Source organism: Mycobacterium pinniadriaticum (genome assembly GCF_026242045.1).
Classification (GTDB): Bacteria; Actinomycetota; Actinomycetes; order Mycobacteriales; family Mycobacteriaceae; genus Mycobacterium; species Mycobacterium pinniadriaticum.
The window spans coordinates 26334-41259 of the sequence record NZ_JAPJDO010000007.1; the positions used below are offsets into that span (position 1 = coordinate 26334).

The 14926-nt window shown below is 64.1% G+C and carries 15 protein-coding genes; 11 read left to right on the forward strand and 4 right to left on the reverse strand.

Translation table 11 applies throughout. The annotated features are described in order from the left end of the window. Nucleotides 1-242 precede the first annotated feature (242 nt). The 7 genes from ORI27_RS10315 to ORI27_RS10345 all read left to right on the forward strand — a co-directional run bounded on the left by ORI27_RS10315 (nucleotide 243) and on the right by ORI27_RS10345 (nucleotide 7307). Entirely contained in the window at nucleotides 243-1367 is a 1125-nt protein-coding gene (locus tag ORI27_RS10315; protein ID WP_265996687.1) for an oxygenase MpaB family protein, read from the forward strand. 50 nt (nucleotides 1368-1417) lie between these two features. Beyond that, complete coding sequence (locus ORI27_RS10320) at nucleotides 1418-2974, forward strand: flavin-containing monooxygenase (RefSeq protein ID WP_265996688.1); 1557 nt, start codon at nucleotides 1418-1420, stop codon at nucleotides 2972-2974. Continuing rightward, complete coding sequence (locus tag ORI27_RS10325; RefSeq protein ID WP_265996689.1) at nucleotides 2974-4773, forward strand: AMP-dependent synthetase/ligase; 1800 nt, start codon at nucleotides 2974-2976, stop codon at nucleotides 4771-4773. Before ORI27_RS10320 ends, ORI27_RS10325 begins: the two co-directional genes overlap by 1 nt. Beyond that, the gene (locus ORI27_RS10330; RefSeq protein ID WP_265996690.1) at nucleotides 4770-6284 is read left to right on the forward strand and encodes an aldehyde dehydrogenase family protein; all 1515 of its coding nucleotides are present in this window, start codon (nucleotides 4770-4772) and stop codon (nucleotides 6282-6284) included. Before ORI27_RS10325 ends, ORI27_RS10330 begins: the two co-directional genes overlap by 4 nt. A 5-nt stretch (nucleotides 6285-6289) precedes the next feature. Further along, a complete protein-coding gene (locus tag ORI27_RS10335; protein WP_265996691.1) occupies nucleotides 6290-6751 on the forward strand; it encodes an SRPBCC family protein in 462 nt (153 codons plus the stop codon). A 137-nt stretch (nucleotides 6752-6888) separates the two neighbouring features. Further along, the gene (locus ORI27_RS10340) at nucleotides 6889-7077 is read left to right on the forward strand and encodes an SDR family NAD(P)-dependent oxidoreductase (protein WP_265996692.1); all 189 of its coding nucleotides are present in this window, start codon (nucleotides 6889-6891) and stop codon (nucleotides 7075-7077) included. After that, nucleotides 7074-7307: an SDR family oxidoreductase gene (locus ORI27_RS10345; RefSeq protein ID WP_265996693.1), complete on the forward strand. Its 234-nt coding sequence runs from the start codon at nucleotides 7074-7076 to the stop codon at nucleotides 7305-7307. Before ORI27_RS10340 ends, ORI27_RS10345 begins: the two co-directional genes overlap by 4 nt. A gap of 105 nt (nucleotides 7308-7412) precedes the next feature. Here ORI27_RS10345 and ORI27_RS10350 read toward each other — a convergent pair whose 3' ends face one another. Then, a complete protein-coding gene (locus ORI27_RS10350) occupies nucleotides 7413-8552 on the reverse strand; it encodes an acyl-CoA dehydrogenase family protein (protein WP_265996694.1) in 1140 nt (379 codons plus the stop codon). A 304-nt stretch (nucleotides 8553-8856) separates the two neighbouring features. Between ORI27_RS10350 and ORI27_RS10355 the strand changes: the two genes are divergently transcribed. Next, complete coding sequence (locus ORI27_RS10355; protein WP_265996695.1) at nucleotides 8857-10458, forward strand: phytoene desaturase family protein; 1602 nt, start codon at nucleotides 8857-8859, stop codon at nucleotides 10456-10458. Here ORI27_RS10355 and ORI27_RS10360 read toward each other — a convergent pair. The 3 genes from ORI27_RS10360 to ORI27_RS10370 form a co-directional block, all read right to left on the reverse strand. Continuing rightward, entirely contained in the window at nucleotides 10444-10941 is a 498-nt protein-coding gene (locus ORI27_RS10360) for a hypothetical protein (RefSeq protein ID WP_265996696.1), read from the reverse strand. The two genes, ORI27_RS10355 and ORI27_RS10360, sit on opposite strands and share 15 nt — an antisense overlap. Continuing rightward, nucleotides 10942-11532 carry a hypothetical protein gene (locus tag ORI27_RS10365; protein WP_265996697.1) on the reverse strand — a complete coding sequence of 197 codons (591 nt, stop codon included), beginning with the start codon at nucleotides 11530-11532 and terminating at the stop codon, nucleotides 10942-10944. 184 nt (nucleotides 11533-11716) lie between these two features. Continuing rightward, entirely contained in the window at nucleotides 11717-12142 is a 426-nt protein-coding gene (locus ORI27_RS10370) for a spore germination YkwD domain-containing protein (RefSeq protein WP_265996698.1), read from the reverse strand. Between the two features lie 255 nt (nucleotides 12143-12397). Between ORI27_RS10370 and ORI27_RS10375 the strand changes: the two genes are divergently transcribed. The 3 genes from ORI27_RS10375 (at nucleotide 12398) to ORI27_RS10385 (ending at nucleotide 14925) form a co-directional block, all read left to right on the forward strand. Next, entirely contained in the window at nucleotides 12398-12991 is a 594-nt protein-coding gene (locus ORI27_RS10375) for a hypothetical protein (RefSeq protein WP_407666273.1), read from the forward strand. A gap of 174 nt (nucleotides 12992-13165) precedes the next feature. Then, nucleotides 13166-14056 carry an ABC transporter permease gene (locus ORI27_RS10380; protein ID WP_265996699.1) on the forward strand — a complete coding sequence of 297 codons (891 nt, stop codon included), beginning with the start codon at nucleotides 13166-13168 and terminating at the stop codon, nucleotides 14054-14056. A 71-nt stretch (nucleotides 14057-14127) separates the two neighbouring features. Then, the gene (locus ORI27_RS10385; protein WP_265996912.1) at nucleotides 14128-14925 is read left to right on the forward strand and encodes an MlaE family ABC transporter permease; all 798 of its coding nucleotides are present in this window, start codon (nucleotides 14128-14130) and stop codon (nucleotides 14923-14925) included. Nucleotide 14926 lies beyond the last annotated feature (1 nt).

A 14926-nucleotide genomic window follows, 5' to 3' on the forward strand; every position in this document is an offset into this window, starting at 1 on the left:
AAGCCTTAGCACATGCTCGCATACCAGAGCGGCACCGAACCTCGATCCGATGCCTGCGATGCAAAGCGCGGAAAAAAATGCGCAATTTGTTGACCAGTGCCATGCCAGGCAAATAATATGCGTTTCATGCCCCCAATCGACTACGAGGGGGCCTCGATGCGGTGGACGTGCCGGGGCGCGCGGTGTTTGCCAGTGCGGTCGGTCAGCGGGCCAGTCAGACAGGTGCAGAAAGGGTTCAGGCCATGGGAATTGCAGCCGTGACACCAAACGCCAAGCCGGTGACCGGTACCAAAGCGGAGGTCGAGGAGACCACTTGGGCACTCGGGCCCGGTTCGGTGACCTGGCGAGTGATGAAGGACCCCACCGTGTTCATCATCGGCTTGCTCCGAGAGGCGATGCTGCTGAGCCTGCATCCGGCTTTCGCCGCGGCGGCGGTCGACCACGACAGCTTCAACGATGATCCCATCATGCGTTTCAAGCACATCGCTTGGTACACCTATGGTGCCACCTACGGCACCCCGGACGACGCGGAGTTCGTCAGCGATATCGTCCGTCGCAGGCACAACACGATCGTTGGCATGGAGCCGCTGACGCAGCTGCCCTACCAGGCGAACGCCGAGTACGAACTCGTCCTGACCCAGGTCATGCTGCAGGCCTCGTTCCTAGCCGCCTACGAACTCCTCTACGGCGAGCTCACCAGCGCCCAGCGCGATCAATTCTGCCGGGAGCAGAAGGTGCCTGCCGCGCTGCTCGGCGTCAACCCCGATCACCTGCCGGACACCTACGGCGGCGTCATCGATTTCATCGCCCAGGCACGCAATCGCTTCGCGACCGGCCTGCAGGCCCGCGAAGTCTTGTCGCCCTTCGCAACCGGGGAGTACCCGCGGGGAACTGCGATCGGTGACCTTCCGCCCGGGGTGCGCCAGGCGGCGATGTTCGTCCTCCGTTCCTTCTCCGACATGGCCATGCTGACCATGTCCTGGGAAGAGCGGGAGCTGATCTCGATCAACCGGCGACCCAAACTCGGGTCCCGCCGTGCCACCGCCGCCGCCATGCGGCTGCTTTCGAAGTGGTTCACGGGCGAGAAGGGACAGGCGTTCTTCGAGAAGTTCCTCGGCGAACGTTTCGCCGCGATCTATGTGCGCGGGCTCGCCGCGGAGAATGCTCCCGGCGGCCGCACCCGGGTGGCCCAGTTCGAGGTTCCCGATGCCGCGCCGTGCTTCTACCACCATGCCGACCTGCTCAGCAACTGGCCCGGATCCACGGCGGACTATTACCTGGGCGTGGAGCGCCAGCTCAACCAGGACACGTCGGCCTCGGCATCGGCTCCGGTGTTACTCAGCGCGCCGGTGTCGGCATCATCCTGACCGATCACGTGCCCGCCCCGGAGGCAGGTTCAAAGAAAGTAGGTTCATAGGTGAACGTCTCGTCGGCGATGCGCCACGTCTTGGGCCGGAATTCTCGCAAAGGCACTTCCGTCGTCATCGTTGGCAGCGGATTCGGCGGGCTGGCCTCCGCCATCGAGCTCAAGCGGGCCGGCTTCGACAACATCACGCTCCTCGAGCGGGCCTCCTCGGTTGGCGGTGTATGGCGGGACAACACCTATCCGGGGGCCGCCTGCGACGTTCCGTCGCCGATCTACTCGTATTCCTATGCGCTGAAATCGGATTGGTCTGCCCTGTTCGGCTCTCAACCGGAGATTCACCGGTACCTCGCCGATGTGGCAACCGAGTTCGGCATCGAACCGCTGATCCGGTTCGACTCCGAGGTCACCGCCGCGGAATTCGATGAGGAGAGCGGGAGCTGGACGGTCAGTACGGTGGATGGGACGGCCGTGACTGCCGACGTTCTGATCCTGGCGACTGGCCAGCTCAGCAGGCCGAGAATGCCCGATGTCGCCGGACTGGACACCTTTGCGGGTGCGTCGTTCCATTCCGCCGAGTGGGACCACGACGTCGATCTGACCGGGAAGAAGGTCGTCGTCGTCGGCAGTGGCGCCAGCGCTGTCCAAGTAGTCCCTGCCATCGCCGAGCGGGTCGCCGACCTGACCATCGTCCAGCGGTCACCGAACTGGGTGATGTGGAAGAGCCGTCGCGTGCCCGGGCGGCTGCAGACCGACTTGATGCGCCGCTTCGGATGGCTGCGCACGCTGCACCACATCGTGTTGTTCCTCGCCTACGAAGTGCGCTACCCGTTGGTGACCCGCGCCGCCGAACCGGTGCGGCGGCTTTCGCAGTGGTACTTGATCTGGCGGCTGAAGCGGCACGTCAAGGATCCGGCCGAGGTCAAGGCTGCGATCCCGGATTACCGGCTGCTCTGCAACCGGCTATTGCTATCCAACGACTGGTATCCGACGATCGGCCGTGAGGACGTGCACCTGGTGGGCGCAGCGGTCGAGAAGGTCGATCAGACGGGTGTCATCACCACCGACGGTCAGCATATCGACGCCGATGTGATCGTGTGGTGCACGGGATTCAAGGCCAGCGAGTTCCTCGCGCCGATCGCGGTCACCGGACGTGGCGGGGTCGATCTGCACCGGCAATGGGCCGGCGGACCGGCGGCATACCTGGGCATGACCGTGCCGAACTTCCCCAATATGTTCATGCTCTTCGGGCCCAACACCAACAGCATCACCAACACGATCGTGTTCTTGTTGGAACGGCAGGCCTCCTATATTCGGCAGGCCGTCGAGTACAAGGAAAAGCACCATCTGGCGTGGCTGGAAGTCAGCAACGCCACGTATCAGCGTTTCCAGGGTTGGTTGCAGAGCAAACTGGACCGCACCGTTTTCACCGACAACTGCCCCGGCTGGTACACCAACGAACAGGGCAAGGTGACAGCGATGTGGCCCGCCTCGCACTTGGCTTACGCGCGGGCCACCTGGCGGTTCGACCCGTCGGAATTCGACGGGCAGGCCCTGCCGGAGCGGATCCCTACGACGGCCGGGCGTGAGAGAGGCGGAGTAGCCCTCTGATGGCAGCGGAGAATCCTGGCCAGCACTGGCCAGCTACGCTGTGCGAGGCGTTCGACCGCACCGTGGGAAGCATCGCCGGGCAGACTGCGTTGCGGTCCGCCGAGGGCGACACCCACTACACCTACGCCGAATACCGCAACGCCGTAGCCGATGTCGCGTCGGCGCTGTACGAACGTGGTATCCGCCGCCACGACACGGTGGTTCTGATGTTCGAGAACAGGCCGGTGTTCCACATCGTCGATGCCGCGGTGATGCATCTCGGCGCGGTCGCGTGCTCGATCTACAACACCTCGCCGGCGGGGGACATCGCCCATATAGTCGCCAGCTCAGGTGCCCGTATTGCGTTGTGCGAGAGTGGCTTCGCACCCCGGATCCTCACGGCGGCGCCGGAGCTCGAAGTGATCTGTACCGACCGTGGAGTTGCGGGCACGCAGTGCCTCGATGACCTTGCCCGCGCGACCGACTTCGATTTCGACGCCCAGTGGCGCGCTGTCGAACCAGATGACGTCTTGACGCTCATCTACACGTCTGGCACCACCGGGAAGCCGAAGGCGGTCGAACTCACTCACCGAGCGATCGTCGCCGAGACGTTCCTCGTCGCCGAGGTGCTCGAGTTCCGCTCCGGGGACCGGGTGCCATCGGCGCTGCCGATGGCACATGCCGCGCAACGGTGGGGCACCCACTACACCGGGATGGCGCTGGGGCTGGAGGTCATCTGCGTCGCGGACTTGTCGACCATGGGCGCACACCTGATCGCCATTCAACCCGATATCTGGGGCACTGTGCCCCGGGTCCTCGAAAAGATGGTGGCCGCCCTGCGGACACGGTTGGACGCCGAGCCCGATGCCCAGAAGCGGGCGTTGGTCGCCTCCGCGGTTGACATCGGACAGCGTTATGCGAAGGCGCAAAGCGACGTTCGGTTCAGCGGTGGGTCGATCCCGTCCGCCCTGGCCGAACAACGGGCGGGCGCGGAGCCGATTCTGGCTGGTCTTCGCGCGGCCATCGGCCTTGGGCGGATCCGCTGGTTGATGGTCGGGGCGGCCCCGACGGCGCCACATGTGCACGAATACCTTTCGGGATTGGGGCTGGACATCGTCGAGGTATGGGGGATGTCGGAGTTGAGCTCCGCGGCGACGGTCAACCCCCCTGGCGCGCAGAAGGTCGGCACGGTCGGCCGACCGCTGCGTGAGGTCGAGGTTTCCCTGGCCGACGACGGTGAGGTGCTGGTACGCGGACCGATCGCCATGCGCGGTTACCGCGGCGATCCGGCCGCTACCGCGGCGGCGGTCACCGCCGACGGGTGGCTGCGCACCGGTGACCTTGGTGTCCTCGACGATCAGGGATATCTGTCGCTGGTCGGGCGGAAGAAGGAGCTGATAGTCAATTCCGCTGGCAAGAACATCTCCCCGGCGAAAGTCGAGGCGGCGATCAAGGCGGAGAGCCCGTTGATCGGGTCGGTGATGGCCGTCGGTGACGCCAGGCCGTACCTGACGGCGCTAGTGGTGCTCGACCCAGACGAACTCGTCCGAGTCGCGGCTCAGAACGGACTGTCCGCGTCGGAACCGGAAAAACTCGTGGAGACTGACACCGTCCGTACCGCGGTGGCCGAGGCCATCGACCGGGCCAACACGCAGCTCGCCCGAGTCGAGCAGATCAAGACCCACACCGTGCTGCCGCGGTTCTGGTTACCCGACAGCGAAGAGCTGACCCCCACCCTCAAGCTGAAACGACACGTGATCAGCCAGAAGTACCGCGACCAGATCGAGGGCCTCTACGCCTCCGCGGCGGCAGCCCGATGAGCGCCGGTCTGGCCGCCGCGCCTACCGCACTGACGCACGTGGATTCTCGTGACATCGCGACCGGCGAGGTGATGGCTACCTACGCCGCGATGGACGCTGACGCCGTGGCGGACGTGGTCCGACGGGCGAGATCAGCGACGGCCGTTTGGGGCCGACTGGGATTCGACCAGCGTCGGATGCGTCTGGAGGCCTGGGCGACCGATCTCGTGGACCACTCCGAGGAGCTGGTCACCCTCATCCACCGGGAGAGCGGGAAACCCGAAGCCGACGCCTACCTGGAGCTGGTGATCGCCGTCGAGCACATCCGGTGGGCGGCGCGCAACGCCAAGCGGGTGCTGCGTTCACGCCGTATCCGTCCCACCGTGCTGATGGCCAACTATGCCGGCGTGATCGACCGGGAACCCTTCGGGGTGGTCGGGGTGATCAGCCCGTGGAACTACCCGCTGTTCGCACCGGTGGCGCCGATCGCCTCTGCATTGGCGGCCGGAAACGCCGTGGTGCTCAAGCCGAGCGAGCACACCACCGGTGTCGGTGCGGAGTTGGTGGCGGCCTTCGCTCGGGCCAACGCCGATCTACCCGGCCAGCTATTGGCCTTGGCGACCGGATCTGCCGCCGCAGGCGCAGGTCTCATCGCCGCGCCCGTCGACAAGCTGGCTTTCACCGGATCTCCGCGAACGGGCCGGCTGATTCTCGAGGCATGTGCAAAGACCCTGACTCCTACCGTGATGGAGTGCGGCGGCAAGGACGCCCTCATCGTCGCCCCCGACGCCGACGTCGAGCAGGCCGCCGATGGCGCTGCCTGGGGCGGGTTCAGCAACGCCGGACAAACCTGTGTCGGCGTAGAGCGCATCTATGTGCACCGTGATGTGGCGGAGGCTTTCATCGCGGCCCTGAAACGTCGGTTGTCGCGTGTGCAGATCGGTACCGACGTGGGCAGCACCTACGGGCCGATGATGTTGGCCAGGCAGGGCGAAACCATGCGTGCGCAAGTGCAGGCGGCGATACAGGGCGGTGCCGGCGCACCATTGGGCGGCGCCGAACGGGTGCACGGACAGTTCGGTGAGCCCATCCTGCTCGTCGATGCTGACGAGTCGAGTCAGGCAGTGCAGGAAGAGACCTTCGGTCCGATGGTGACCGTGAGGACGGTGTCCAGCGTCGAAGAGGCGATCCGGCTGGCCAACGGAACGCCGTTCGGCCTTGGTGCAGCGGTTTACTCGCGTCGCGAGGGCCGGCGGATCGCCAGTGCGCTGCGGTGTGGCATGGTCTCCATCAACTCGGTCATCGCCTTCGTGAGTATCCCGGCGTTGCCGTTCGGCGGTGTGGGGGAGAGTGGATTCGGCCGCATCCACGGTGATGAGGGACTGCGAACGTTCAGCCGGACGAAGTCGGTGTCCACCAAGCTCTACGACATCCCGGCAATGAACGGGATGCTGCTCTTCCGTCCACGAATCACTCTGTGGGCCTTGAAGAAGATGACCAACCTACGCTTCGGCAGGACAGGACGGCGCTGAGAAACGTGAGTGTGCAGGGAACGTTCGCCTTCATCGCGCACTGCCGTGCCGATGCATCGGCGGTCATGGATGTCCTCGATGATGTCGATGACTGGCCGAGCTGGGCTCGTCCGCTGCTGGTTCAGGCGCAGTGGGAGCGCTGGGGTGAGGGCAGTGCAGGCGGTGTCGGTGCGGTGCGCAAGTTAGGTGCGTGGCCGGTGTGGATTCGCGAGCTGATCCTGACCCGCGATGAACGTGGCCACACCTATACGGTGATCAGTCCAGCAGTGTTCACCCACTATCTGGGGTCGGTGCGCATCACCGACAGTCTCGACGGTGGGGTGGACGCCGTGTGGCGAATCACCTTCACCGCCAAGCACAGTGTCATGGCGCCGCTGTTGCGAGCGGCGTTGCGAACGACCATCTCGGGTTTGTTGCAGCGCCTGGTCGCGACAGCCGAACGTCGAGCACAAGGAGTGCGGGTATGAGCGAGACGGCCGACATCGCTGTCCAGACTGCCGGCGACGCGCCGTTGCGGGGCGGGTCGCGTTGGTGACCGGGGGTTCCCGGGGGCGCCGGTGTTGCTAGGGAACTCGCGTCGGCTGGAGCCAAAGTCGCTGTCACTTTGACGAACTCACCTGAAGCAGCCGCGAAGGTGGTGTCCGACATCGAGTTCGCCGGAGGTCAGGCACACGCGGTGTACGCTTCGGCCGCCGACGGTGACTCGCGGCGTGCGGCGACCGAATCCATCGCCGAGAATCTCGGTGAGGTCGACCTTTTGGTGAGTAATGCCGGTACAACGGCGTCCGAGTGAACACCATCTCGCCAGGATTGGTCGATACGGCTATGGGCGCCAAGATGGTCCGTGCGAGTTCGGATGGCGGCACCATCGAACAGGCCGAACTGGGTGCTCCGTTCGGCCGCGTCTGCAAACCCGGCGACATCGCGCGCTTGGTCGTCTTCCTCGCCGGCCCCGGTGGGGAGTACATCACCGGGCAGCGGTTCATCGTCGACGGTGGTGGCGCGCCACCACCGATGTACTGAGCAGGTACTGAAAACGCAACGACAGCGCCTGCACCACCCGCCGACAGGTGAACAGTGCAGCCGTTGTCGAACGTTGTCGAACCTGGTGCCGAGTGGCGCAGGACGTCACAGGGTCCGTGCGATCAACTCCTTCATGACCTCATTGGCGCCGGCATAGATCTTCTGAATGCGCGCGTCGGCGTACATCTGGGCGATCGGATACTCCAAGCTGTAGCCGTATCCACCGAACAACTGCAGGCACCGGTCGACGACGACACATTGTTGCTCGGCGAGCCAGTATTTGGCCATCGCCGCAGAGGTGGCGTCAAGCTCACCCCGCAGCAGTGACTCGATGCAGTGGTCGATGAAGGTACGGGACACCTTGGCCAGCGTCGCGCACTCGGCCAGCTCGAACCGGGTGTTCTGCATGGCCAGCAGCGGGGCGCCGAACACGTTGCGCTGCTTGGTGTACTCGACAGTCAGGGCTACCGCGCGTTCCATTGCCGCCACGGCGCCGACGCCGAGGATGACCCGCTCGGCCGCGAGCTGGGTCTTGAGCTGCTTGAAACCGGTGTTCAATTCCCCGAGGACCGCGTCCTCCGGCACCACGAAATCCTCGAAGTACAGCTCGGCGGTGTCTTGGCCCTTCTGCCCGATCTTGTGCAGTGCGGCGCCACGGCTGAACCCGGTGGGTGCCGAACCGGCCGATGCCTCGGTGACGTCGACAACGAACAACGAGATCCCGGCGCCGCGGGCCCCCGGATCAGTCTTCGCCGCCAACACCACCACATCGGCGTTCAGTCCATTGGAGATGAAGCACTTGGTTCCGGTGATCGCATATCCGCCAGCGCATTTCACCGCCTTGGTGGTCATGGCCTGGAGGTCTGAGCCTGCCCCCGGCTCGGTCATGGCGATCGCCGAGATCCATTCGCCGGAGGCGAGGTGAGGAAGATAACGTTGCTTCTGCGCCTCGCTACCGTAAGCCAGGATGTAGTGCGGGACGATGATCGAGTGCACGCCGAGGTGCATGGAGGAATCACCCACGAGGGTCTGCTCGGTGACCAGCGCGGCCTCGTGAGCGAACGTCCCGCCGCCGCCGCCGTACGCCTCGGGGATCGACATGCACAGCAGACCCATCTCACCGGCTTTGCGATAGAGTTCGCGAGCCGGCCGCCCGTCGCGGACCGACTGCTCGGCTATTGGTATCACGTGATGTGTGAAGAAGTCTCGCGCCAGTTCTGCCACCGCAGCGACATCGTCGGTCATCCAGGACGATGACGAAAAGGTGGGACGGCTAGGTGCGGAGGTCACGGCGGTCCTTTCTGGTTCGGTCGGTCGAGATGCCCGTTCAAGCGCCGGCCGTTGGGATATCTCCACTCGTCCACGGACCCTGAGTGCGTGGACTGCCGGCGGTTGCGGGTACAGGACCGATCTATGCAGAGTAAAACACCTCGTGTACTACGCATAATTGACTATCCTCCCCGCTGGCTCTACCGTGATTTGAGTCATGGCGCCGCACAGAAATTGCGCCTTATCGCCGCCACGTCTCGACCACCAGGAGGGCAGCACCATGCACAGTGTCGAGGGCGCGCGGCAGCACGATGTCGTGATCGTCGGTGGCGGGCACAACGGACTGGTGACGGGGTGTTATCTGGCTCGGGCCGGCCTGCGCGTGTTGGTACTCGAGCAGCGGTCCTGGTTGGGCGGCATGGCTGCTTCACAGCCGTTCGTGGAAGGCGCCCCCGAGCACATCCTGAGTCCTGGCGCATGGGAGAACGTGTACTTCCGGGCCGGTGGAGTGGGCCGTGATCTCGAACTGGAGCGTTACGGACACCGCGATCTGGATTCGGCTGGGTGGGCATGGCTCGGAGGCGCGGGCGAATCTCTGGTGGTGCAAGCCGATCTCGGCAAGACGATCGCCGACATAAGACGGTTCTCCGTCAAAGACGCCAACACCTACGCCGAGCTCACCGAGGCGGCTATCAAGATCCTCGAGATCCAGGATCAGTACGGACTGTCAAACCCGACCCGGCTGAGCCGGGGCACCATCCAAGCGGTACTGCGTGCGGTGGCCGGCGGACGCCGGGTGCGGTCGCTGCTCGCGTCGGCGCTGACGACAACAGCAGCTGACGGCATTGACGGGCTCTTCGAATCGGACGCTGTACGTGGTATTTTCGCGGGCACCGGGTCCATCTTGGCTCCACTCACGGTGGACGGCAGTGCCATCGCTGTGCTCGCGCCATCGATGATCCACCATCAGGGTGCGGTCCGTCCCGTCGGTGGAATGGGCGGTCTGGTGGCTGCGCTCGAGCGCTGCCTGCTTGCGCATGGTGGGCAGGTACGGCTCGACAGTGAAGTGGTGGCCATTCGAATGGGTGGTCGCGGCGGAAGCGTGGAACTCACCGACGGTTCGGTGATTCGTGCCGGTCGCGCGGTCATCGCGGCATGCCCTGCCCAGCGCGTTCCGGACCTGGTGGGAGATGGCTTTCCGGCCGATATCGCGGCCCGAATCCGAAAGGCGCCTGCCAACTCGACCGGCCTCGGGACGTTCACTGTCAATGTCGCGCTGGCCGGACGGCTCGAACTACCCCATCACCAACCGCACCGTGCCGACGGCATCGACCTGCGTAGGCCAGCGCTGTACGCGGGCAGCCTGGAGGACGTCGTCGCCGCCGGTGAGCAATCGGCACGTGGCGAAGTGCCGGACCAGGCGGTCTTCTGCTTGGGAATCCTGTCCGCGATCGATCCATCGCAAGCGCCTGCGGGGCAGGACGTCGCTCAGTTGTACGGGCCCGCTCCGGTCGATCCGGTCGGCGGATGGGACAAGTGGCGAGATGAGGCACAGCGTCGATTGGTGGAGAAGGTCGAGCAGTTCACGCCGGAGTTCTCCGCATTGACCATCGGACCGTTCGTGGAGACCGCACAGGATATCGCCGTGCGCACTGGTGCGGTGAACGGCTGCATTTATCATATCGACAACGTGCCGACCCGGCTCGGTCCGATGCGGCCGGCCGCTGGAACTGGTGGGTACCGGACTCCCGTCGACGGCCTGTATCTTGGATCGGCCAGCGTACACCCGGGTGGTGGAGTCTCCGGACTTCCCGGAAGGCATTGCGCAGAAGTAGTTCTCAAGGACCTCGGCTACCGGAGCCGAAAGTCAGCTGCTCGGTGAGGCGTCCGCGCCCCGGAACACGCGCGCGGATGTGACCATCAGTTGGCTGTTCGGATTGTCTCCGTGGATGCAGTAGATCGCAGACTCGGAGGTGACAGCGCAGCGGGCACCGTGATAGTCGATGACAGTTTTGCCGACCAGAATGGACTGTTGGGCACCGGAGTCGAATCGCGGTTGGTCGGTGGCGTACAGCCGCGGATACGGGTCACCGACGAACCAGGCAATCTCATTGTCCCCCGCGGGGACGCCCGGAAGTGCGCCCGAGCATCCGAAGCTGCCGGAATCATCGATGGCGCAATGTAATCCCAGCGGTGTTGTCAGCCATACACCTTCGGCGTCGACGACCCGATAGATCTCGTTGTTCACCGGACGGTAGTCGCCGATGTCAGGGTAACCCACGGCCTGGGCGCCGGCTGGGGGAGTGGCGGCCAGGCTCAACGCGATGAGCAGGACGATGATTGCTCGAAAGTCATTGGGTTTCATCTAGTTCAGCCAGGTGTGGGTCGGGGTGATCATGAAGCGGAAGGGGCCACGCTCGCAGTAGGTGCTCTGGTTCAGAGTGGTCGCGCAAGTGGTGCCCCCGACGCTGATGTAGGACAACGGTGGGATGGTGGCCGATCCTCGGGTCGGCGGGAACCGGATCGCCAATGTCCAGTCGTAGTGCACGCGGGTGTCGCCGGTGATCCAGCCGATCTTGTCCACTCCCTGGGGCGCCCCGGGGATCGGGCCGGTACAGCCGAAACTTCCCCGGAACCAGATGCCGCAGTCGATGCCCTGTGCGGTGACGAACCAGTAACCGGCTTGCTCTGGGAGAGATACACCGGGTGGTTCCGACATGGCATAGGGGGACGGATCGATCTCGGTGAAGTAACGCAGTTGCGGATAGTCGGGTGCGGTGCCCACCGTGGCTGTGTTGGTGTCGGCAATTGCGGCCGACGACGCCGATGTCAGCGAGATCAGCGCGGCGAGTGCGGATAAGACGGCGAAGACTCGGAATGCAGCCCCCGTCAGGCTAATTCGAAGCCGGTCGTGGCACGGGACGGCGGGATCGGAGGCATTCCGATTATTCGTCACTGTGACGTAACTCCTCCAGTGCGGCAATCGGAAAGGGGCGATCGTCACCAATGCTGTGACGGCCGACACTCCCGCAACGATAACCGGTCGACGCTACAGATGTCAAAGATGCGTAGGAAATCACCCATAAATCCATGCGAGGTGCTCAAAAGTGCTGATCATGAATGTTAGTTGCGGATCAACGCTATGGTTGTGCTGCTGGAACCGTAAGAATCACCGATGCCAACACTGACCCCTTGTCAGTGCGACTCAGGTCGGTGCCGAACTGGGAGTACGCACAGTCCGGCTTGAAGGCCTGATACTGCAGGAGTACTGCTTGCAGGGCCTCTGCCTCCGTCGCGCCGTATCCGGACAGCATCAGGCCCTTGCTCCCGGCGTAGCCGATGGTCGCCAAGGCGGGCAGCGGATCGGTGAACGGCACTGCAGCGCTGCGGTGGCTGATGTAGCCGGCGCTGGCCAGATTGGCCATCGCCGCGCCGCGTTCGACTAGCGGATTCCACTGCAAGGGCGGACAGTTAGACGCGGCGCGGGCGGCCACCGTCGCCTGGGTCAGCGTGGTCGATGGGTCGGCCCGCGAACTGGGAAGTGACGGCGACGCGATGACAAGCACTGAGGCAAGGGCAGCCACAATTGCTGTCGTCCGAATCCGTGGTAACAGCACCTGCTACACCTCGCAATGACCGGCCGGTTGAGTGATTCGCATACCGTATAGCAAAACGATCATTGCGCGACAGTACGCGTAGAAAATACATTCACCGGATGCGCGGTTGCCGATCGTCCCGAACATTCACCTGGCGGTGATCGGTCCTGCTCGGCCAAGTTGCTGCGTGTACTGCTGTTATGACGGACGGATGTGAGGCGGAAGATGCGTCGAAAGTTCCTGTACTGCCTGGTAATCCAGGGATTAGTCTGCTTCGGTCTCGCGACGCCGGCGTCGTCCAACGCGGATCCCTGGGTGGACGATATCGCACCGCCGTTGCCGGTGATGGTCGCAGGTCCGAGTGACTGGCAGCCCAAGTTCCCGTATCCGTACGACGCGAGTCGCAACCAGGTGACCGACGCCGACATCAATGCCGAACGCGAGATGTGTCAGTGGTACAACGCCCAGTACGACCCGCTGATCAAGCAGATAGACCGCTTCAACACCAATCTGACGAGAAGCAACGGCGATTACAACGTCGAGAACAACCAGGCGATCGCCGATGCGGTGACAGCCAACATCGACCAGTCAGAGGACTTCCTGGCACCTCGCGCCCAGTCGCTCACCCTGACAAAGGACTACCTTGGCGATGACTACTTCCCGCTTTACCAGGGAGAAAGCTTCTTTCGCCTGTGGCAGCACCTGTCCAACGTGAGCGGCGGAATCCGCGGTCGGCAACCGGCCTGGTTCGTCGGCCCGTCGTTGCAGCGCGCGAAGCGTTGGGGTAGCCGCATCGGGCATTCTCGCGTGTGCGACTGACCAGCCGACGCGATGCGGCGGCGCCTCAAAGATTGACAACGAGTCAGTACCGTGTGTAGGAATCATACGTCGCAGTACAGCATCCGCATGAAAGGACGATGTTCACCATGCATCCTGTAAATGCGGGTCAGAAGCGAGTTGATGTTGCGTAGTGGTGTTGATGTGACGGATGTGATGACAGCGATCCCGCCGCCTGCCGCCGGGCCGGTACGGGATGGCCCGCGCAACGCGCTTTCGTCAAAGAAGGCTGTGGTGCTACTCAGGCGCGCGTTGACTCATCTCGTGAGCGTTCCCGTACGCAGCGTGGGAACGATCGGTCGCGGTGTCGCGCTGGCCATTTCGGTGGTTCGCTACTCGATCATCGATGGGCTGCGGCTACGCCTGCCGACCGGCGAGATGCTGGTTCAGGCCTGGGCTCTGCTGAAAGTGACCGCCACTCCGGCCCTGCTGATGGCGATTCCGATCGGTGCGATCGTATCGATCCAAACCGCGGGGTTGGTCAACCAAGTCGGGGCCAGTTCGCTCGTCGGCGCCGCCAGCGGGGTGGGCGTGGTTCGTCAGGGCGCGCCAGTGACCGCGGGACTGTTGATGGGCGGCGCCGCCGCCTCGGCAATTGCGTCGGATCTCGGCGCACGGGCGATCCGCGAAGAGCTGGATGCACTGCGAGTGCTCGGTGTCGATCCGGTGCGCAGCCTTGTCGTTCCCCGATTCCTTGCGCTGCTGATCATCGCCCCGATGTTGTGCGCGATCATCATCGCCTCAGCGGTCGCCGCGGCGTTCACCATCGCCGTGGGTGTTAGTGGGGTGACCACAGGCAGCTTCTGGCAGTCATTCGGAACCTTCGCCTCGGTCACAGATGTCTGGTTCACCCTCGCCAAATCGCTGATTTTCGCCGGGGTGGTCGCGGTGGTCTCATGCCTGCGCGGGATGGAAGCCAAAGGCGGTCCGCGCGGCGTTGCCGACGCCGTCAACTCGTCGGTGGTTCTCAACGTCGTCTTCATCGCGATCATCAATCTGGCGCTGACTCAGTTGCAAACGATGTTCTTCCCGATGGAGGTGTCGTGACCGAGGCATCGGTGAGCCGGCCCTCCGCCGGCCTACATCCATTCGTCGCCCGCATCGCCTCCGCACGCCCAATGCAGGCGGCGTTCCTGCAGAGCGGACAGTTCGTCGTCTTCGTATGCCAGACCCTGTGGCTGCTGCCGGTGACGATTCGGCGGTATCGCCGCCAGACGCTACACGCCGTGAACGACTTGGCCTGGGGCCGAGGTTCTCTGATCATCGACGGCGGTGTGGTAAGTGTCCTGGTCATCCTCGGGATGGCGATCGGCGGCACCGTCGCGGTGGAGGCCTACGCCACCCTCAACCTGATCGGTTTCGGGGCGCTGTCCGGAATCGTCGGTGGACTCGCAAACGTACGGGAAATGGCGCCGCTGGTGGCCGGGATCGCCTTCGCGGCGCAGGCCGGCTGCCGGATGACCGCCGAAATCGGATCCATGCGGATCGCCGAGGAGATCGACGGCGTGGAGGCGATCGGTCTGCGCCCGATCCCGTTCGTTGTCGGCACCCGGCTCGTCGGTTCGATGATCTGTGTCATCCCTGGCTATCTGTTGACGCTGGTGACGAGTTTCTTCGTGTCCAGCACCGTGATTCGGGTCTTCCATGATCAGCCGGGCGGCACCTACGACCACTACTTCGTCCAATTCCTCCCGTTCGGTGACATCATGTACTCGGTGGTCAAGGCGGCGATATTCTGTGCCGCCGTCACCCTGATCCACTGCTACTACGGATATTTCACCTCCGGAGGGCCGGTGGGAGTCGGTCGGGCATCTGGTCGTGCGGTGCGAGCGAGCCTGGTGGCAATCATGGTCCTCGACGTCCTTCTGACCATTGCCCTGTGGGGCCTTCAACCCGTCTTCGTGTTCAAGGGCTAGC